At 55.9% G+C, this 20298-nt stretch carries 14 protein-coding genes and 2 tRNA genes; 8 read left to right on the top strand and 8 right to left on the bottom strand.

Going from position 1 to position 20298, the window contains the following annotated elements; all coding sequences use genetic code 11:
- Window positions 1-228 precede the first annotated feature (228 nt).
- Window positions 229-1404 carry an acyltransferase gene (locus EGY12_RS22995; protein ID WP_123895498.1) on the top strand — a complete coding sequence of 392 codons (1176 nt, stop codon included), beginning with the start codon at window positions 229-231 and terminating at the stop codon, window positions 1402-1404.
- 132 nt (window positions 1405-1536) lie between these two features.
- Here the strand turns inward: EGY12_RS22995 and EGY12_RS23000 are convergent.
- The 4 genes from EGY12_RS23000 to EGY12_RS23015 all read right to left on the bottom strand — a co-directional run bounded on the left by EGY12_RS23000 (window position 1537) and on the right by EGY12_RS23015 (window position 2788).
- Window positions 1537-1612: transfer RNA gene (locus EGY12_RS23000), tRNA-Thr, on the bottom strand.
- A gap of 6 nt (window positions 1613-1618) precedes the next feature.
- A tRNA-Ser gene (locus EGY12_RS23005) sits at window positions 1619-1706 on the bottom strand.
- 157 nt (window positions 1707-1863) lie between these two features.
- Window positions 1864-2193, bottom strand: coding sequence for an osmotically-inducible lipoprotein OsmE (gene osmE, locus EGY12_RS23010; protein ID WP_123895499.1), 330 nt, complete (start codon window positions 2191-2193; stop codon window positions 1864-1866).
- Between the two features lie 127 nt (window positions 2194-2320).
- The gene (locus EGY12_RS23015; RefSeq protein ID WP_123895500.1) at window positions 2321-2788 is read right to left on the bottom strand and encodes a nuclear transport factor 2 family protein; all 468 of its coding nucleotides are present in this window, start codon (window positions 2786-2788) and stop codon (window positions 2321-2323) included.
- A gap of 106 nt (window positions 2789-2894) precedes the next feature.
- On the opposite strand from EGY12_RS23015, the gene EGY12_RS23020 reads away from it, so the two are divergent.
- Window positions 2895-3473 (top strand): TetR/AcrR family transcriptional regulator, encoded by a 579-nt coding sequence (locus EGY12_RS23020; protein WP_123895501.1) that lies wholly within the window; start codon window positions 2895-2897, stop codon window positions 3471-3473.
- Here the strand turns inward: EGY12_RS23020 and EGY12_RS23025 are convergent.
- Both EGY12_RS23025 and ompC read right to left on the bottom strand, forming a co-directional pair.
- A complete protein-coding gene (locus EGY12_RS23025) occupies window positions 3467-3883 on the bottom strand; it encodes a VOC family protein (protein ID WP_123895502.1) in 417 nt (138 codons plus the stop codon). The two genes, EGY12_RS23020 and EGY12_RS23025, sit on opposite strands and share 7 nt — an antisense overlap.
- Before the next feature lie 151 nt (window positions 3884-4034).
- Complete coding sequence (gene ompC / locus EGY12_RS23030; protein WP_123895503.1) at window positions 4035-5165, bottom strand: porin OmpC; 1131 nt, start codon at window positions 5163-5165, stop codon at window positions 4035-4037.
- Between the two features lie 695 nt (window positions 5166-5860).
- Here ompC and EGY12_RS23035 point away from each other — a divergent pair.
- The 4 genes from EGY12_RS23035 to rcsB are packed head-to-tail and all read left to right on the top strand — an operon-like array spanning window position 5861 to window position 10843.
- The gene (locus tag EGY12_RS23035; protein ID WP_123895504.1) at window positions 5861-6268 is read left to right on the top strand and encodes a DUF4186 domain-containing protein; all 408 of its coding nucleotides are present in this window, start codon (window positions 5861-5863) and stop codon (window positions 6266-6268) included.
- A gap of 54 nt (window positions 6269-6322) precedes the next feature.
- Entirely contained in the window at window positions 6323-7477 is a 1155-nt protein-coding gene (locus EGY12_RS23040; protein WP_123895505.1) for an MFS transporter, read from the top strand.
- Window positions 7478-7497: 20 nt separating this feature from the next.
- Complete coding sequence (gene rcsD, locus EGY12_RS23045; RefSeq protein ID WP_123895506.1) at window positions 7498-10200, top strand: phosphotransferase RcsD; 2703 nt, start codon at window positions 7498-7500, stop codon at window positions 10198-10200.
- On the top strand, window positions 10193-10843 hold the full coding sequence (gene rcsB / locus EGY12_RS23050) for a response regulator transcription factor RcsB (RefSeq protein ID WP_004935900.1): 651 nt from the start codon (window positions 10193-10195) through the stop codon (window positions 10841-10843). The genes rcsD and rcsB overlap by 8 nt, the downstream gene beginning before the upstream one ends.
- 62 nt (window positions 10844-10905) lie before the next feature.
- On the opposite strand, the gene rcsC is transcribed toward rcsB, so the two are convergent.
- Together rcsC and gyrA are read right to left on the bottom strand one after the other, a co-directional pair.
- Window positions 10906-13767, bottom strand: coding sequence for a two-component system sensor histidine kinase RcsC (rcsC, locus tag EGY12_RS23055; protein ID WP_123895507.1), 2862 nt, complete (start codon window positions 13765-13767; stop codon window positions 10906-10908).
- A gap of 167 nt (window positions 13768-13934) precedes the next feature.
- A complete protein-coding gene (gene gyrA / locus EGY12_RS23060) occupies window positions 13935-16577 on the bottom strand; it encodes a DNA topoisomerase (ATP-hydrolyzing) subunit A (protein ID WP_123895508.1) in 2643 nt (880 codons plus the stop codon).
- A gap of 212 nt (window positions 16578-16789) precedes the next feature.
- Between gyrA and ubiG the strand changes: the two genes are divergently transcribed.
- Entirely contained in the window at window positions 16790-17515 is a 726-nt protein-coding gene (gene ubiG / locus EGY12_RS23065) for a bifunctional 2-polyprenyl-6-hydroxyphenol methylase/3-demethylubiquinol 3-O-methyltransferase UbiG (RefSeq protein ID WP_049200204.1), read from the top strand.
- 439 nt (window positions 17516-17954) lie between these two features.
- Window positions 17955-20243, top strand: coding sequence for a class 1a ribonucleoside-diphosphate reductase subunit alpha (gene nrdA, locus EGY12_RS23070; protein WP_123895509.1), 2289 nt, complete (start codon window positions 17955-17957; stop codon window positions 20241-20243).
- Window positions 20244-20298 lie beyond the last annotated feature (55 nt).

Consider the following 20298-nt stretch of genomic DNA (forward strand, 5'->3'; position numbering starts at 1 on the left):
CACTATCTTGTTCTCTTTCTGAGAAATGAAGACTTTCAAAAATCACGGGGGCTTGCTGGGTATGCAGTTCTCATATATGTATGCCACTCGCCGACTATCGCTCGCATAATTGAATAGTTTCAAGGTCCATGGCAGCGAAAAATTCCAGACTCTGTGCGACTTTGCCAACTAACCCCATAGCACATCCATGCCATACTATCTAACCCCCCGGCACCATTGGAATCATTGATGAAAATTTATTTAGAGGCTTTTCCTTATGCGCCTGCTAAAAAGTGGTCGCAGGAACTTGAAGGATTACGCGGCTTGGCATCACTCTGGGTTGTTTTGGGTCATATCTGCATTTTAACCCGTTTCCAGGTCCCAATCCTTTCTGATCCAGCAATCGGTGTAGATCTTTTCATTCTGCTTTCGGGTTACCTGATGGCCAAAAATTATGTTGAACGCAAAGAACAAGAACCTTGGAACGACTCATCGACATTTAAAAAATTTTGGACCCGGCGGTTCTTTCGCATCGCACCGCTTTACTACGTCTTATTGGCTGTGGCAATTGTATTTGGTAGCTACTTCGGTGAGGCCAGAGACATCATTGGCCACTTCTACAGCGAAACGCAAACCAACAGCTCACGCTATAGCGATCATTCATTCTTGAATGTATTTACGCACGTCACCTTTATGTTTGGCTTTCTGCCTGATTACTCCTTCAATACGGTGCTCCCCGACTGGAGCATCGGTTTGGAAATGCAGTTCTATTTACTTTTTCCATTCATCATGTTGACAGTCTTGAAACTGGGATTTGCCCGTGCATGCCTCGCGGTTATCTTGCTGTGCGGACTCGCCAAATTTTTAGTACCGGACTACTTTGCTGCATTCCCCATGCCCTCCATGATCCTCATAAAGCTGAATTTATTTATTGGGGGTATGCTGATGGCTGAATCAATCCGCAGTAAGAGTGTTCGCTATGTCTTTTTTGCTTTATTAACCGTACTGGGTAGCGCGTATCTGCCAAACGAATTGAATAAATACCATTTGCTCGCTCAAATAGGTCTTATCTTAATGATGGTCACCATCCTTTGGACTCGGAGTGAAGAGAGCAAATGGGGACGCGTCTTGCGGTTGCCTCGCTGGGTTCTAACAAACCGCTTCAGCGTATTTCTTGGTGATGTCTCATACTCAGTCTATTTGCTCCACCTATTGATAGTCCTACCGGCCGTTGCCTATTTGCTCTCAAACGCATCATTTGCTGAACTTTCTTCAGTAATGCGGTTCATTGTTGCAGCAGGAATCATTCTCCCGCTCACCTATGGTATCGCAACGTTGCTGTACCACTTTGTTGAGAAACCAGGTATCAAACTCGGCAAAATGCTTATTAGCCGCAACCAAACGAAAGCCGTCGCGCTACGGTAATTTCCTGTCAACATTCAAGCCGATGACATGCTTATCGGTTGACTTCAGCGCCACCTGAGGAATTCATTCTCGTGGCGCTTAACAAAAGAACCATAGCAAAAAGCCCCAGCATCGCTGCTGGGGCCTCTGTCATGGTGCCGGCTACCGGAATCGAACTGGTGACCTACTGATTACAAGTCAGTTGCTCTACCTACTGAGCTAAGCCGGCTGAATTTGGCGGAAGGACAGAGATTCGAACTCTGGGAGCTGTTACACTCGACGGTTTTCAAGACCGTTGCCTTAAACCACTCGGCCATCCTTCCAATGGGCGCTGATATTAGCGATACCGTTATGAAATGTCTATCGTTTTGATGCAAAAAAATGGCACAACCGGTGCGGTTGTCTAAACTTCAGGCCTTAAACGCTTAAAAAATGAAAAGCCCCGCGCAAGCGAGGCTTTTGGGGTCGGCCGAAACGCGATTATTTCGGCTGAGAATCGTAGTCTGAACAGGTTTGGTAGCCCTTGTTCATGACATGGCCCGTATCGTTGTAGCTGACAAAGTACGTTTGCACTTTGCCGTCACGCGGCGCCACCGCATAGGTGTCGCAAGTGCCCTGCGCATGAACCAGCGTGGCGGACGTCGACGGCGGACCGGCGATAGCCCGCACCTGCTGCTTGGTCATCCCTACTTTAACATCGCTGACCACCGGCTCATTGACATAACTGGTTGCGCGGTCATAGGCGGTGCAGCCGGCAAGAATGGAAAATACCGCCGCAGTGCCGACGGCCAAAACCAACTTCTTCGTCATAGCTTGTCCTCTTGGAGTGCGTTTGTTGTCCCCTAAGTCTAGAAGTGGAAAGGCTTTTCTACAAATGCCCCTTTGTCGATCGGTGCGCTTTTTCTCACGAGCGGCCATCGCGGGCGCGGCATCAGATTCAAAAGCCGAAATCGCTCAGCGCCGGGACATCTTCCGGGCGCCGTCCGAGCGGCCAGTGAAAACGCCGATCCTGTTCGCGGATCGGCATATCGTTGATGCAGGCATGGCGGTTAATCATCAGCCCCTCCTGATTGAACTCCCAGTTTTCGTTGCCGAAGCTGCGATACCAGTTGCCGGAATCGTCGCGCCATTCATAGGCGAAGCGCACCGCAATACGCGCGCCATCAAACGCCCACAATTCCTTAATTAGCCGATACTCCAACTCTTTCGCCCATTTGCGTTGCAAAAATGCGACCACCGCCGCGCGGCCGTCGACAAACTCCGCGCGGTTACGCCAGTGGGTATCGAGGGAATATACCTGCGATACGCGTTCGGGATCGCGGCTGTTCCAGGCATCCTCCGCCAGCCGCACCTTCTCGATGGCGGACTCGCGGGTAAAAGGCGGCAATGGGGGTTTAATGCTCATATTCATCTCCTGAGTGAAGGCATGTAGACAACTCTGTCTACAACATTACGCTAGCGCATGTAGACAGAGTTGTCTACAATCACTCGAAATAGCCTGGGAGAAAATGATGACCGCCGATCTCAACGCCTTACCCGCCCGCCAGCGCATCCTGCTGACGGCGCACGAGCTGTTTTATCAGGAGGGGATCCGCGCCACCGGCATCGATCGCATCATCAAAGAGTCAGGCGTAACCAAGGTGACGTTTTACCGCCACTTTCCCAGCAAGAACGACTTGATTACGGCGTTTTTGGCCTATCGCCACCAGCAGTGGCTAGCCTGGTTCAGCACATCGCTGGCCCGCCATGTGGCGCAGGCCGGGGGGTTGCTGCCCGCGCTGACGCCCTGCCTGACGGAATGGTTCGACGATCCGCGCTTTCGCGGCTGCGCGTTTATCAATACGGCGGTGGAAATCGCCGATCTGCTGCCGGAAAGCCTGCACATCGCCGGCCAGCATAAGCGGCAGATGACGGATGAACTGGCACGTTACCTGCCCGCTGGGCCGCAGCGGGAACAGCACGCAGCGATATTGGCGATGTTGATCGACGGCGCCATCGTCAAAGTGCAGATAGAGCAGCAACCGCAGGCTGCGCTGCAGGTGTTGAATGCCGCGTTGGACATGCTGGCGCAAGGTGGGCTCGCTCAGTAGTTAGGCCAGATGCCCGGCGTCACCAGCTCCAGCAGGTGGGCGTCGGGATCGCGAAAATAAATGCTCTCCCCGCCGTGTTCCCAGCGCATCCGTCCTTCTATCTCCACGCCGCTGGCCGTAAGATGCCGTTCCCAGTGCGGTAACTGCTCTTTCGTCACCGCCAGTCCGATATGCGCCGGCCCCACGCCATCGTGCGCGGGTATAAATCCGGTCGGATAGTGCGCCCCGCGCAGCGAGTCGCCCTCAATAAACAGCAACAATACGCTTCGATCGCCGACGTTATAGGCGCAAAACCGTTCGTTGGCCACTATCGGCGGCAGTTTCAGCACCTCACGATAAAAAGCGTCCGCGCGTTCAATATCGCTGACGTACAGCACCGTTTCGATCACCTTGCCGATCTCGAGTTCCATATAGCCTCCGCTCTGGTTTCCGTTCTGACAGCGTAGGCCGAGCGGAGGAGATCCGAAGCGCTTCACGTGCCGAGCCTGGATCAATCCGTGCTTTGACCGGCAAAAAAAAACGCGGCCTAAAGGCCGCGCTATGTCATTCACACGCTGATGCTTAGAACTGGTAAACCAGGCCCACGGCAACCACGTTGTCGGTGTTGATACCGGCAGCGTCGGTGAAGTCGTTTTTGTCCACCAGGTTGATTTTGTAATCAACATAGGTAGACATGTTTTTGTTGAAGAAGTAGGTCGCACCCAGGTCGACGAATTTGACCAGGTCTTGATCGCCGTAGTCCTTGCCGTTGCCGGCGCGGCCCAGGTCTTTACCTTTGGTCTGGTTATAACCCACGAACGGACGCAGACCGAAGTCGAACTGGTAGTGCGCATAGGCTTCAAAGCTCTGCGCCTTGTTGGCATAACCGTAAACGCTGCTGTCGGAGCTGCCGAAACGCGCCGCGTTGTAGGACTGGGTGAACATCACCGCCAGGTAGACGTCGTTGGCGTCATATTTCAGACCGCCGGAGTAACCTTCCGCCTTATCGCCGCGGCCCATGATGTTCTGGTGACCGTTACCGCCGTTCTGCTCGCTGGTGCGGCGAGAGTTGAAGAAGGCGCCCGCGGCGCTGATGCCGTAGCCCATGTCATAGCTCATGGACATGCCGTAGCCTTCGCCGTTCTGACCCAGCACGTCACGACCGTTGTTGGTCTCTTCGCCATTGCCGTTTTTACCCTGGTACTGCAGGGCGAAGTTCAGGCCATCGACCAGGCCGAAGAAGCCGTTGTTACGGTAGGTCGCCAGGCCGCTGGAACGCTGGAACATGAACTGGTCAGCACCGTAGGTCATACCATCGAACTCAGGCTGCAAGTCGGTATACGCCGCGACGTCGTACAGCACGCCGGTGTTACGGCCATAGTCGAAGGAGCCGTAGTCGCCGAATTTCAGACCGGCGAAACCGTAACGGGTGAAGTTCTTGTTGTCCTGGTTTTCAGCGTGGTTCAGGTTTGCCTGGTATTCCCACTGGCCATAACCGGTCAGTTGATCGCTGATTTGCGTTTCGCCGCGCAGGCCAAAACGCATATAAGACTGGTCGCCGTCCACGCCGTTGTTGCTGGAGAAATAGTGAAGACCGTCGACTTTACCGTACAAATCCAGTTTATTACCGTCTTTGTTGTAGATTTCCGCCGCGCCTGCTGTGCCTGCAACCAGCAGTGCGGGTACCATCAGAGAGAGTACTCGAAGTTTCATCGTTATTATCCTCGTTAATTATGTCGAGCTACGGCCACTGCCCTTTTCGAGCATTATTAGCACGACTGTGCATTACCATTCTGGTAACAAGGGTTATATTAATCCAGAAAGAAAATGATACCAAGTATCCGATAGTGTTTCATTGTAATTAATAAAGGTTTCAAAATGTAAATAGGCGCGAACTTTCACAAAACATTACCGACAAACAAAATAAAGCACTTAAAGACAAAGAATAGATTAATTGATAAAAAATCATGTAGTTATACAAATCTTTAAGAAAAAAAAGCCAACCATACAATTGTGCCGGGCAATAAGCACATTGTGCCAAAACGTCCCTTGCACCTAGCCGCTATAATCACCTCGCTATCATCATTATTTTCATTATTACCTTCATTATCCGAAGATAATTTCTGCATTCCTTTAACCGGCTTCTGGCCGGTTTTTTATTTCAACCTACACTCTCACCACAATTTCAATTCGCACAAATAGCAAGCAAATAAATAACCTCATGATATAGTTTCACTAATTCACTTCCGCACTAATTGCTAATCCTTCCTCTTATTTTAGTCTACAAATTGAGCTTGTTTTTCATTTCGTGCTTTATCCCGTCCGTTATTTCTCGCCACGGGCATAATTAGCCGCGGAGTTTCACTTCTGGTAACCTGAAAAAAAGCTCACCCTCAGCGAGTAAAGCCATGATGTCCTTTCAACCCGACGTGCTGTGGCAGCGGCTGCAAAGCTCCCCCTTCCGCGCCCGTTTCCGTTTAAATGCCAAGGACCAGAGCTATCTCGACGACAAGGGATTGCCGCTGATCCTCAGCCATGCCCGCGATTTCATCGACCGTCGCCTGGCCGCCGCCCATCCTAAAAACGATGGCAAGCAAACGCCGATGCGCGGCCACCCGGTGTTTGTCGCCCAACATGCCACCGCCACCTGCTGCCGCGGCTGCCTGGAAAAGTGGCACGGTATACCGCAGGGCGCCTCACTGGACGAGCAGCAAAAGTCCTATATTATCCAGGTCATCGCGCTGTGGCTGGTGCGCAAAGGCGGCGCCAGAGAAGAACCAGACGCGAATATTTTCGACCCGGATCGCGGATTGTGATAAAAACTGTCAGTAACTTTCACCATTCTTTTGACCCAAGATCCTGACGCTTACATGACAGCCACCCTGTGCAATGAACAGCAAACGCCCGGCGTTCCTCAACAGATCGCCACTCGCCTGGCCTTCTTCGTCGCCGGTCTCGGCATGGCCGCCTGGGCGCCGCTGGTGCCTTTCGCCAAAGCGCGCATCGGCATCGATGACGGCTCGCTCGGCCTGTTGCTGCTCTGTATCGGCGCCGGTTCCATGCTGGCGATGCCGCTGACCGGCTTCCTGACCGGCAAACTGGGTTGCCGCGCAGTGATCCTGATGGCGGGGCTCGGGTTATGCATCGATCTGCCGCTGCTGGCACTGATGGATTCCCTCGGCGGCATGGCCGTAGCGCTGCTGCTGTTCGGTGCGGCAATCGGCATGATCGACGTAGCGATGAACGTTCAGGCGGTGATCGTCGAACGCGCCAGCGGCAAAGCGATGATGTCCGGTTTTCACGGTTTCTTCAGCATCGGTGGCATTGCCGGCGCCGGCGGCGTCAGCGCGCTGCTGTGGCTGGGGCTGACGCCGCTGCAATCCACTCTGCTCACCGTGCTGGCGGTGATCGTGCTGCTGGCGCTCGCCAGCCGCCATCTGCTGCGTGAGAGCGGCGCCGACGACGGCGGGCCGATGTTTGTCTTGCCGCGCGGCTGGGTGATGTTCATCGGCATCCTGTGCTTTATCATGTTTCTGGCGGAAGGTTCGATGCTCGACTGGAGCGCGCTGTTCCTCGCCACGTTGCGCGGCGTCGAGCATAGCCAGGCCGGACTGGGCTATGCGCTGTTTTCCATCACCATGACGCTCGGCCGCCTAAATGGCGATCGGGTGGTGAACTCGCTGGGCCGTTACCGGGTGCTGCTGCTGGGCAGCCTGTGCGCCGCGCTCGGTCTGAGCCTGGCCATAGCCTTCAATCACGCCACCGTTTCGCTGGTCGGTTTCATGCTGGTCGGCCTGGGCGCCTCGAACGTCGTGCCGATCCTGTTCAGCGCGGCGGGCAACCAGCGCGACATGCCGGCCAATTTGGCGATCGCCTCCGTCACCACCGTCGGCTATGCCGGTATTCTGGCCGGCCCGGCGCTGATCGGCTTTATCGCTCAGTTTTCCAGCCTGACGGTGGCTTTCGCCTGCGTAGCCGCTCTGCTGTTGGCGGTAACCGCCAGCGCTAAGGCCGTCACTCGCTGATTCAGGAATGCGCAGCCACTATGCAAAATAAACAACTGACCATAAGCTCCAGCAACATTACCCGCTGCTTCCTGCTGTTTATCGTGCTGCTGACGATCGGCATTGGCTTGTATGGTTACAACTACACCAACGCCTGGCTGGCGGAAAAGAAGTACACGCTGAACAGCATTGCCGGTTCGCTGCAAAGGCGTATCGATACCTACCGCTATATGACCTACCAGGTCTATGACAAATTCGGCAATGCGCCGGCACAGAATGTCGATCCCGGTTTGCAGGAAACCCGCCTGCGGCCCGACGTCTATTATGTCGAGAAGCCGCATAAGAAAACCGACGCGGTGATCTTCGGCAGCCATGACGAGAACACACTGGCAATGATCGCCAACATCTCGGACTACCTGGACACCCGCTGGGGTGCCAAGACCGAGAGCTACGCCATGTATTACCTCAATGGTCAGGACAACAGCCTCAGTCTGATCACCACTCAGCCGCTCAAAGAGCTGGCTTCGCGCTTTCGGGAGAGCTACCTGACCACCTCGGCGGACGAACGCCGCGCCGAGATGCTGCAACAGGCCAACATGCTCGACGAGCGCGAGAGCTTTTCCGATCTGCGCAAGCAGCGTTTCCAGAACGCCTATTCGTTCTCGATTCGCACCACCTTTAATCAACCGGGGCATCTGGCGACGGTGATCGCCTTCGACTTGCCGATCAACGACATCATTCCGGCCAATCTGGCCCGCGCCAATTTCCTGCTGCTGCCGGACGATGTCGATCTCGACGACAGCGCCATCCCGGCGGAAATGGCTCTCGGCGCCCATGCGGCGATGAGCGGCGGTTGGGTCGAGTTCAGCGCCGCCCTGCCCAATGCGCCGCTGAAGGTGGTGTACCGCGTTTCGGCCATCAATCTGGCCATCGATCTGCTGCGCAACAACATCTGGCTGATCGCGATCAACCTGCTGCTGCTGGCGCTGTCGATGCTGAGCATCTACTTTATCCGCCGCCAGTACATACGCCCGAGCGAAAACATGGCGGTGGAGCTGGAAGCCGAGCGCGCTCTGAATCAGGAGATCGTCTCCAGCCTGCCTTCCGGCCTGCTGGTCTACAGCTTCGCCAACAATACGGTGATCGCCAGCAACAAAATCGCCGAGCACCTGCTGCCGCACCTCAGCCTGCAAAAAATCGCTCATATGGCCGAACAGCATCACGGAGTGATCCAGGCGACGGTCAACAATGAAGTGTATGAAATCCGTATTTTCCGCAGCCAGCTGTCGCCGGACACCTACCTGTTCCTGATGCACGATCAGGATAAAGAGGTGATGGTGAACAAACGGCTGCAGCAGGCGCGGCGCGAATACGACAAGAACGTTCAGGCACGTAAGCTGATGCTGCACAATCTGGGCATCGAGCTCAATCAACCGGTGCGCCAGATGCACGATCTGGTCGATCGTCTGCGCAGCCGGCCGGATGAGGAGCAGCAGCAGGCGTTGCTGGGCCAGTTGACGGCGGAGTCGGCTTCGGTGCTGGGATTAATCGATAACATTACCCTGTTGACCCGGCTGGAAACCCAGGACTGGCAGCCTACGCGCGAACCGTTCAATCCGGCGGCAATGATCGATGAGTTGCTGCTGGAGGCCCTGCCCGCCCTTAACCAAAAGGGGCTGGCGCTGTTCAAGCATTTCCAGCTGGACGTCGAGCAGAACTATATCGGCGATGCCAACGCGCTGCGTAAAGTGATCGCGCTGTTGGTGCATTACGCCATTATCACCACCGCCTGCGGCAAAATTTCCCTGGTTGTCGACCATGAGCCCGAGCATCCGGATCGCCTGATTTTCCAAATCAATGACACCGGCTCCGGCATATCCAACGAAGAGATCAGCAACCTCAACTATCCCTTCCTCAGCCAGACGCTGGTGGACCGCTTCAACCACGGTTCCGGGCTCACCTTCTTCCTGTGCAACCAGCTGTGCAAAAAGCTTAACGGCCAGTTGGACATTCGCAGCAAGGTGGATATCGGCACTCGCTATACCATTCGCGTCGCCATGGAGATGGAGAAAAAAGAGCCGCAGGAGCAGGAAAAACTGCTCGACGGCGTCACCGCCCTACTGGACGTCACGTCGGATGAAGTGCGTGGCATCGTGACCCGTCTGCTGCAGGCCTATGGCGCCGACTGCCTCGTCGCCGAAGATCGCGCGGTCAATCGCGATTATGACGTGCTGCTGACCGATAATCCGCAACGCGCTGATGATTACACCCTGTTGCTGGCAACCGATGAGCCGGGCTGGCAAGCGCTGGATAAACGCTACATTCGGGTGAACTACAATCTGAACGGCGCATTAATCGACGCCGTGCTGATGCTGATCGAACAGCAAATGGCCGCGCTGGAACAGGAAGAAAGCCCGCTTTCATTGAGCTCAGAAGATATCCAACTCTATGAAAAACAATTGAAATCAAGTGATTACTATGGGCTATTTGTCGATACAGTACCCGACGATGTCAAAAAACTGTATACTGAGGCGGGCAGCAGTGATTTCAATGCGCTGTCACAAACCGCACACCGCCTGAAAGGCGTGTTTGCCATGTTAAATCTGCTTCCCGGCAAGCAGCTGTGCGAATCGTTAGAACAGCGCATCGCAGAAGGTGATGCGCCCGAGATCGAGAATAACATCAGTCAGATTGATTTTTTCGTCAGCAGACTGCTGAAGCAAGGTAGCCAACAACATGAATAACCTGAACGTAATTATTGCTGATGACCATCCTATCGTACTGTTTGGCATCCGGAAGTCACTTGAGCAAATTGAATGGGTGAATGTCGTTGGGGAGTTCGAAGACTCAACCGCACTGATCAACAATCTGTCCAAGCTGGACGCCAACGTGCTGATCACCGATCTGTCGATGCCGGGTGACAAGTATGGCGACGGCATCACGCTGATTAAATACATCAAGCGCCACTATCCGCAGTTGTCGATCATCGTACTGACCATGAACAACAACCCGGCGATCCTGAGCGCGGTATTGGATCTGGATATCGAAGGCATCGTGCTGAAACAAGGCGCGCCAACCGATCTGCCGAAGGCGCTGGCCGCCCTGCAGAAAGGCAAGAAATTCACGCCGGAAAGCGTCTCTAAACTGCTGGAGAAAATCAGCGCCAGCGGCTATGGCGACAAACGCCTGTCGCCGAAAGAGAGCGAAGTGCTGCGCCTGTTCGCTGAAGGTTTCCTGGTGACCGAAATCGCCAAGAAGCTCAACCGCAGCATCAAAACCATCAGCAGCCAGAAGAAATCGGCGATGATGAAGCTGGGCGTCGAAAACGACATCGCCCTGCTCAACTACCTCTCCTCCGTCAGCATGACGCCGCTGGACAAAGACTAAATCCCGCCTCACGGCAGGTTGACGCCAAACAGGCACGGCATTTCGCCGTGCCTGTTTGCTTTTCAAGCCTCGCTGCGGCTGTAGCGTACCTGTTGACTGTAATAAGCCAAGGTCTGCTCCAACGTCTCCAGCGTGACGGGTTTCGACAGACAATTATCCATACCCGCCTCGAGGCAACGCTGCTTCTCTTCCGCCAGCGCATTCGCCGTCACGCCGATCACCGGCGCGCTGAACTGCATCTGCCGCAGCTCCTGCGTCAGACGATAACCGTCCATATTCGGCATATTGACATCGGTCAGCACAATATCGACATGGTGTTGTTTCAACACGCCGAGCGCATCGACGCCGTCATTGGCAGTCACCACCTGATATCCCAGCGACCCCAGCTGATCGGACAACAGGCGACGGTTGATCGGATGGTCGTCAACCACCAGCAGATGAATATCGCCGTTGTCCGCTGCGCTGGCCTTGGCGGGCACCGGCAGCTGCACCAGCGCCTCTGCCGCGCCACTGCCGACGCCGAACAGCCGGTTGAGCAAGGTCAGCGTTTCTCGCGGCGTGGAGGTGCTGTGCATCCAATAACCCGGTCGGGTTTCCAGCGATGGGCCGATATGCTCGGTGGAAAATTGGATCTGGGCCAGCAGCGGCGTATCTAACATCAGCGGATGATCGCTGAGCATCACCTCTCCGGCGGCGGTCTCCTGCCCGTCATAGCGCTGGATATCAGCACCGTAGCCGCCCAGGATCGCCATCAGGTAACTTTCCAGCCGCTGATTGCGGATATCCAGCCACAGCCGCCGCCCCTGCCAGGTATCGCTGGCTTGTGGGATCGGGAACTGGGCGTTGAACAGCGGAATACGGATGCTGAACAGACTGCCCAGCCCCGGTTCGGACTCAACGGCGATATCGCCGTCCATCAGGTTGATCAGTTTCTCACAGATAGCCAACCCCAGGCCGGTTCCCTGGAAATGGCGCTGCACACCGGTGCCCACCTGGAAGAACGGATCGAACAGGCGCGAGATCTCTTTCTCCGGGATACCGACACCGGTATCGCGCACGCTGAACTCCAGATGGCTGCCGCGAGTGCAGACCTGCAACACAATACAGCCGGTATCGGTGAACTTGATGGCGTTATTCACCAGGTTGGAGAGCACCTGCTGCAGCCGCACCGGATCGCCGAAAATGCGCTCCGGCACGTTTTGCTCGATAAAGCAGTACAGCCCCAGACGTTTCTTCACCACCAGCGGCAAATAGTTGCCGGCGATATGGGTGATCACCTCCAGACAGGAGAACTCGCGCGGTTCGATCTTCAGCTGCTCGGATTCAATTTTGGAGAAATCGAGAATATCGCTGATGATTTTCAGCAGCAGGCCGGAAGAGTTGTTCATCGCATTGACCAACCGATCGACCCCTTGCGGCAACGCTTTGGTTTGCAGCAGATCGAGGTTGCCGATAATACCGTACAGCGGCGTGCGCAGCTCATGGCTGACGGTGGCCAGGAACATCGATTTGGACTGGCTGGCCTGCTCCGCCGCCGCCGCCATCTCCTGCAGCGACTCCTCCATTTTCACGCGCGCGCTGACGTCCACCAGCACGCAGATTGCCACCTCTTCGTTACGGTAGCGCGAGTGGACAAAGCTGATCTGCAGGTTGTTGTTGTTGCTGGTCATCACATCGACGAAATTCGCCTGCTGCTCGCAAATGATGCGCGTAATGCGGTCGCGATCTTCGTGGGTCAACAAATTGATATAGTTGTGCGCCAGTTCATTACTCAGAATATTGGTGCCGTCGCTGATGCGCAGGATACAGATGCCCACCGGCGCCGAAGCGACGATCTTGCGGTTGAACTGCTCGTGCTCTTCCAGACGGAAGGCGTTGTCCTCCGCCGGCAGGAACATCTTGCGCTCAAACAGCCACGCCAGCGTGAACAGCACGATGGCCGACAGCAGGTTAAGCAACAGCGCATTGAGGATCAGCATTTTGAAGCGTTCCACCACGCTTTTCACCGGCAACGCATAGACGATACTCAGCGAAGAAGGTGGCAGCGCTTTCTTCAAAACCAGATCGCGGTAATTGTCGACATAGCCGAAGTAGGCATGCTCTTCAGGATAGCTGTTGAGCGAAGCCGCATAGCGATCGCCATCCGCCAGGCGCAGTACCGGCTCATTGTTCTCATCCAACAGCGTGACACCGATCGGCAGGTTGCCGGCGGTGACGAAATCTTCCAACCGGACAGTTTGCTCGATGCCCAGCAACGCCTCCAACTTGTTGCCTATATAGATCGGCGCCAGTACATACAGATAACCGACGTCTGGCCGTTGCGCACTCGGGCTGATCCAATACAGGTTGTTGTCTTTGTCCAAACTCTTGGCGTTACGGTATTTCAGAATACGCTCATGCAACAATTTCAGCATGTTTTCCCGGTTGGCGACCGCGTTGCCACCGCCAAACTCCGCTAAACAGAGGCTGTCGCCACCGATGAAGAACACCCGGTTGAGATCGTAGGCCGCCACGAAGTTCTCTTTCCAATACTGGATCAACCCGCTCAACGAATCGAGCGAACTGCGGTAGGTGGTGCTCAGCGCGCAGTTGGACTCCGGATACAGAGGAAAGAATTGCGGCGGGCTGCCCTTACCGGGGAACACGCCGCTGAACATGTCCAGGCTGCTGACTGAACCGTTGAGACGGTTCTCCGCCATATACTTGATGTCGCGGATGATGTCGGCGGAATGGCGGATGTAGCCCTGCGCCTGATCGAAGTTGAGGTTGTACTCCTGCCGAATGTCCGACTCTTTCTGATGCAGGATATTCAGAATATAAAAGGTGGTGAGCAGCGCTCCCAACGACCACAGCAAAATCGCCAGCACCCGGAACAGATAGCGGGATATCTTCAGCGTAGTTCGAAAAGAGGCTAAATATTTCAATCGGATACCATACGAAAGTCAGTGGCGGCGCGCGTTGTCGCCGGCGCGGCGGCCGGCGGCTCGGTGCGCCAATTAAACCATATAACTGAAAAAGGGCCTAGCATCGCTGCCAGGCCCTTTTGTCTCAGTGCATTACGGTGTCGGTATGCCGACGCCATCACCTTGCTTTAAACGTTGTCGTCGTCCATCGGCTCAGCCGCGTCGTCGCCATCGTCCAGCGGCGTGGTGTCTTCTTCCACCGCTTCCGCGCCCGGTTCCAGGCTATCCAGCTCTTCGTCTTCCACCGGCTCGGCCACACGCTGCAGACCGACGACGCTTTCGTCTTCCGCCGTGCGGATCAGCGTTACGCCCTGGGTGTTACGGCCCACCACGCTGACTTCCGAAACGCGGGTGCGCACCAGCGTGCCGGCATCGGTGATCATCATGATCTGGTCGCTGGTTTCCACCTGCACGGCGCCGACCACCTGGCCGTTACGCTCGCTCACCTTGATGGAGATAACCCCCTGAGTGGCGCGTGACTTGGTTGGATACTCGGTCACGGCGGTACGTTTACCGAAGCCGTTTTGCGTCACGGTCAGGATGTCGCCCTCACCGCGCGGCACGATCAGCGAGATCACGCTGTCGCCTTCACCAAGGTTGATGCCGCGCACGCCGGTCGCGGTACGGCCCATAGAACGCACCTGCGTTTCCGGGAAGCGCACCACTTTGCCGTTGGCGGAGAACAGCATCACTTCGTTGCTGCCGTCGGTCAGATCGACGCCGATCAGCTCGTCACCTTCGTTGAGGTTGACGGCGATGATGCCGGCGCTGCGTGGACGGCTGAACTCGGTCAGCGCAGTTTTCTTCACGGTACCGCTGGCGGTGGCCATGAACACGTGACGCCCTTCTTCATACTCGCGTACCGGCAGGATGGCGGTGATGCGCTCATCGGCTTCCAGCGGCAGCAGGTTGACGATTGGGCGACCGCGCGCGCCGCGGCTGGCTTCAGGCAGTTGGTATACCTTCATCCAATACAGGCGGCCACGGCTGGAGAAGCACAGGATCGTATCGTGGGTGTTGGCCACCAGCAGGCGATCGATAAAGTCTTCTTCTTTAATACGCGCCGCAGACTTACCTTTACCGCCGCGGCGTTGAGCTTCATAGTCGGACAGCGGCTGGTACTTCACGTAGCCCTGGTGAGACAGAGTCACCACCACATCTTCCTGATTGATCAGGTCTTCGATGTTGATGTCGGAAGTATTGGCGGTGATCTCGGTGCGGCGGCCGTCGTTGTACAGCTCTTTGACTGCCACCAGCTCTTCGCGGATCACTTCCATCAGGCGCTCTGGGCTTTCCAGAATAAAGATCAGCTCAGCGATAAAGTTGAGCAGTTCTTTATATTCGTCCAGCAGCTTCTCGTGCTCCAGGCCGGTCAGTTTCTGCAGGCGCAGATCCAGAATCGCCTGAGCCTGCTGCTCGGTCAGGTAGTATTTGCCGTCGCGGATGCCGAACTCCGGCTCCAGCCACTCAGGGCGGGCGGCGTCGTCACCGGCGCGCTCCAACATGGCGCTGACGTTGCCGAGATCCCACGGCTGCGCCACCAGCGCGACTTTCGCTTCGGCCGGGGTCGGCGCACGGCGAATCAGCTCGATGATCGGATCGATGTTGGCCAGCGCAATGGCCAGCGCTTCCAGGATATGGGCGCGGTCGCGGGCCTTGCGCAGTTCGAAGATGGTGCGGCGGGTAACCACTTCGCGGCGGTGGCGCACGAAAGCTTCGAGGATGTCTTTCAGGTTCAGCAGTTTAGGCTGGCCCTGATGCAGCGCGACCATGTTGATGCCGAAGGTAACCTGCAGTTGCGTCAGCGCATACAGGTTGTTCAGCACCACTTCGCCGACCGCATCACGTTTGACTTCGATCACGATGCGCATGCCGTCTTTATCGGACTCATCGCGCAGCGCGCTGATGCCTTCCACGCGCTTTTCTTTCACCAGTTCGGCGATCTTCTCGATCAGACGCGCCTTGTTCACCTGATACGGGATCTCGTGAACAACGATGGTTTCGCGGCCGGTCTTGGCGTCGGCTTCCACTTCCGCGCGCGCGCGCAGGTAGATTTTACCGCGCCCGGTGCGATAGGCCTCTTCAATGCCGCGGCGGCCGTTGATGATCGCCGCCGTCGGGAAGTCCGGCCCCGGGATGTGTTCCATCAGCCCTTCGATGCTGATGTTTTCATCGTCGATATAGGCCAGGCAGCCGTTGACGACTTCTGTCAGGTTGTGCGGCGGAATATTGGTAGCCATACCTACGGCGATGCCCGATGCGCCGTTGACCAGCAAGTTCGGGATCTTGGTCGGCATGACGGCCGGGATCTGCTCGGTGCCATCATAGTTAGGCACGAAGTCGACGGTTTCTTTTTCCAGATCCGCCAACAGTTCGTGAGCAATCTTGGACATGCGCACTTCGGTATAACGCATCGCCGCAGCGGAGTCGCCGTCAACGGAACCGAAGTTACCCTGACCGTCCACCAGCATGTAGCGCAGTGAAAACGGCTGAGCCATACGCACGATAGTGTCGTAAACCGCGCTGTCACCGTGCGGGTGATATTTACCGATCACGTCCCCGACGACACGGGCCGATTTCTTGTATGGTTTATTCCAGTCGTTACCCAGTACGCTCATCGCGTACAGAACGCGGCGGTGAACCGGCTTCAGCCCATCACGAACATCTGGCAGCGCACGTCCGACAATAACGGACATCGCATAGTCCAGATACGAGTTTTTCAACTCGTCTTCGATGTTTACCGGTGTGATTTCTCTGGCAAGGTCGCTCATGGAGCTGCTATCCCTCTACTAATGATTCATCTGCCCGCTGCCATAGTGGCAAAGGTGTAAAACTATATCACAAAGCACGCTTTACGGGAAAATAACCGCCGCTGTTTCACGGAAATTGTGCAGATAAGTGCGCTAAAAACGCATCGGCACAGACGATGCCGTGCCGGAACATGTATAATCCGCGCAACGAGAACAAGGAGCCAGACAAGCCCATGAACGCAGAATCATCCAGCCGAGTGCAAAACGTTGACCACCAGGAAATCGCCAAGTTCGAGGCCGTCGCCTCTCGCTGGTGGGATCTGGAAGGCGAGTTCAAACCGCTGCACCGCATCAACCCGTTGCGCCTGAACTACATCATGCAACGCGCCGGCGGCATTTTTGACCAGCAGGTACTCGACGTAGGCTGCGGCGGCGGCATTCTGGCGGAAAGCATGGCGCGCGAAGGCGCCAAGGTCACCGGCCTGGACATGGGCGCGGAGCCGCTGCAGGTCGCGCGGCTGCACGCGCTGGAAAGCGGCGTGAACGTCACTTACGTGCAGGAGACGGTGGAAAGCCATGCTCAGGCCAATCCGCAGCGTTACGACGTGGTCACCTGCATGGAGATGCTGGAGCACGTGCCGGATCCGGCTTCGGTGGTGCGCGCCTGCGCTCAGCTGGTGAAACCGGGCGGCCACGTGTTCTTCTCTACCATCAACCGCAACACCAAAGCCTGGCTGATGGCGGTGATCGGTGCGGAGTACGTGTTGAAGATGGTGCCGCAGGGCACCCACGATCATAAGAAGTTTATTCGCCCTTCCGAGCTGATCGGCTGGGTCGACGGCACACCGCTGCGCGAAAAGCACATGATCGGCCTGCATTACAACCCGATCACCGATCATTTCAAGCTTGGACGCAACGTTGACGTGAACTACATGGTGCACACCCAGCACGAAGGCTAAGCGTTGTAAACCGCGCCGGCCCTGCATTACCGAGGGGCGGCGCCAACGGGGCATTCGGAAAAATACCTAATTTCCGCAACTTCGATCAAAATAGCCGTTGTAAACAGTTTTTTAGAATATTAAATCAGATCAATATGCCGTTTTTTTCTAACGTTTAATAAAGCGTCAAACGATCGGTTTTTTTAGTTTTTCAGTAAAATCTGATCACGCTTATTGACAAGCAGGTCGCGCCAGTCACGGCGCGCGCTTCGCGCGGCAAGTTACATTTCACCCCCAAGTTATCCACAAATTAGGCCGGTTTTGTTCACTTGCAAACGCCTTATTTTCTCACTATCTTGTTACCTCACCGACATACACCCCCTATATATAGTGTTTACATACTGAGCAGAGCGACTACACTTTCTGCTTAGGGGAACCATACGGACAGGTAAAACACCACATGAACCAAAGTCTGCTTGTAACTAAACGCGATGGCCGTAAAGAGCGCATCAACCTCGACAAAATCCACCGGGTCATCGATTGGGCCGCAGAAGGATTACATAACGTCTCGGTTTCTCAAGTAGAGTTGCGTTCACATATTCAGTTTTATGACGGCATCAAAACCGCCGACATTCATGAAACCATCATCAAAGCCGCAGCCGATCTGATCTCCCGCGATGCGCCGGACTATCAGTACCTGGCCGCTCGCCTGGCGATCTTCCACCTGCGCAAAAAGGCTTATGGTCAGTTCGAGCCGCCGAAGCTGCACGCCCACGTCATTCGCATGGTCGAGATGGGCAAATACGATAAGCATCTGCTGGAAGACTACAGCGCTGAAGAGTTCGAGCAGATGGACGCCTTTATCGATCACTGGCGCGACATGAACTTCTCCTATGCCGCCGTCAAGCAGCTGGAAGGCAAGTATCTGGTGCAGAACCGCGTCAGCGGCGAGATCTACGAAAGCGCCCAGTTCCTGTACATGCTGGTGTCCGCGTGCCTGTTCTCCAACTACCCGCGTGAAACCCGTCTGGACTACGTCAAACGTTTCTACGACGCGATTTCCACCTTCAAGATTTCGCTGCCTACGCCGATCATGTCCGGCGTGCGCACCCCAACCCGCCAGTTCAGCTCCTGCGTGCTGATCGAGTGCGGCGACAGCCTGGACTCCATTAACGCCACTTCCAGCGCCATTGTGAAATACGTTTCGCAACGCGCCGGCATCGGCATCAACGCCGGCCGCATCCGCGCGCTGGGTAGCCCGATCCGTGGCGGTGAAGCCTTCCATACCGGCTGTATCCCGTTCTACAAGCACTTCCAGACCGCCGTCAAATCCTGCTCGCAGGGCGGCGTACGCGGTGGCGCAGCAACGCTGTTCTACCCGATGTGGCACCTGGAAGTGGAAAGCCTGCTGGTGTTGAAAAACAACCGCGGCGTTGAAGGCAACCGCGTGCGTCACATGGACTACGGTGTGCAGCTGAACCGCCTGATGTACCAGCGTCTGATCAAGGGCGAAGACATCACTCTGTTCAGCCCGTCCGATGTACCGGGGCTGTATGACGCGTTCTTCGCCGATCAGGACGAATTCGAGCGTCTGTACACCCAGTATGAGAAAGACGACAGCATTCGCCAGAAGCGCGTGAAAGCGGTTGAACTGTTCTCGCTGATGATGCAAGAGCGCGCCTCTACCGGCCGCATCTACATCCAGAACGTTGACCACTGCAACACTCACAGCCCGTTCGATCCGCAGATCGCGCCGGTGCGTCAGTCCAACCTGTGCCTGGAAATCGCACTCCCGACCAAGCCGCTGGAAGACGTCAACGACGAAAACGGCGAAATTGCGCTGTGCACCCTGTCCGCCTTCAACCTCGGCGCGATTGACAGCCTGGACGATCTGGAAGAATTGGCAACCCTGGCGGTGCGCTCGCTCGACGCCCTGCTGGATTACCAGGATTATCCGATCAAGGCCGCGCACCGTGGCGCGATGGGCCGCCGCACCCTGGGTATCGGCGTCATCAACTTCGCTTATTACCTGGCGAAGAACGGCGTGCGCTATTCCGACGGCAGCGCCAACAACCTGACGCACAAAACGTTCGAAGCCATTCAGTACTACCTGCTGAAAGCCTCCAACCGTCTGGCTCAGGAACAAGGCGCTTGCCCGTGGTTCAAAGAAACCACTTATTCGCAGGGTATCCTGCCGATCGACACCTACAAGAAAGACCTGGATGCGATCTGCAGTGAGCCGCTGCACTATGACTGGGAAACCCTGCGTAAAGAGATCCAGGAAACCGGCCTGCGTAACTCAACGCTGTCCGCCCTGATGCCGTCGGAAACTTCTTCGCAGATTTCCAACGCCACCAACGGTATCGAGCCGCCGCGCGGCCACATCAGCATCAAGGCGTCGAAAGACGGCATCCTGCGCCAGGTGGTGCCGGAGTATGAGCGTCTGAAAGACAACTACGAGCTGCTGTGGGAAATGCCAAGCAACGACGGCTATCTGCAGCTGGTAGGGCTGATGCAGAAATTCATCGACCAGTCGATCTCTGCCAACACCAACTACGATCCGACCCGCTTCCCGGGCGGCAAGGTGCCGATGAAGCAGCTGTTGAAAGACCTGCTCACCACCTACAAGTTCGGTGTGAAAACGCTGTACTACCAAAACACCCGCGACGGTGCGGAAGACGCCCAGGAAGATTTGCAGCCTGCCAAGGCCGGCGATGACGACTGCGAAAGCGGCGCCTGCAAGATCTAAAGTTTGACCTAGCGGGCCGGAATTTTCCGGCCCCTTCATTTAGCCACGTTACGAT

The sequence above is a fragment of the Serratia sp. FDAARGOS_506 genome (assembly GCF_003812745.1).
Lineage (GTDB): Bacteria > Pseudomonadota > Gammaproteobacteria > Enterobacterales > Enterobacteriaceae > Serratia.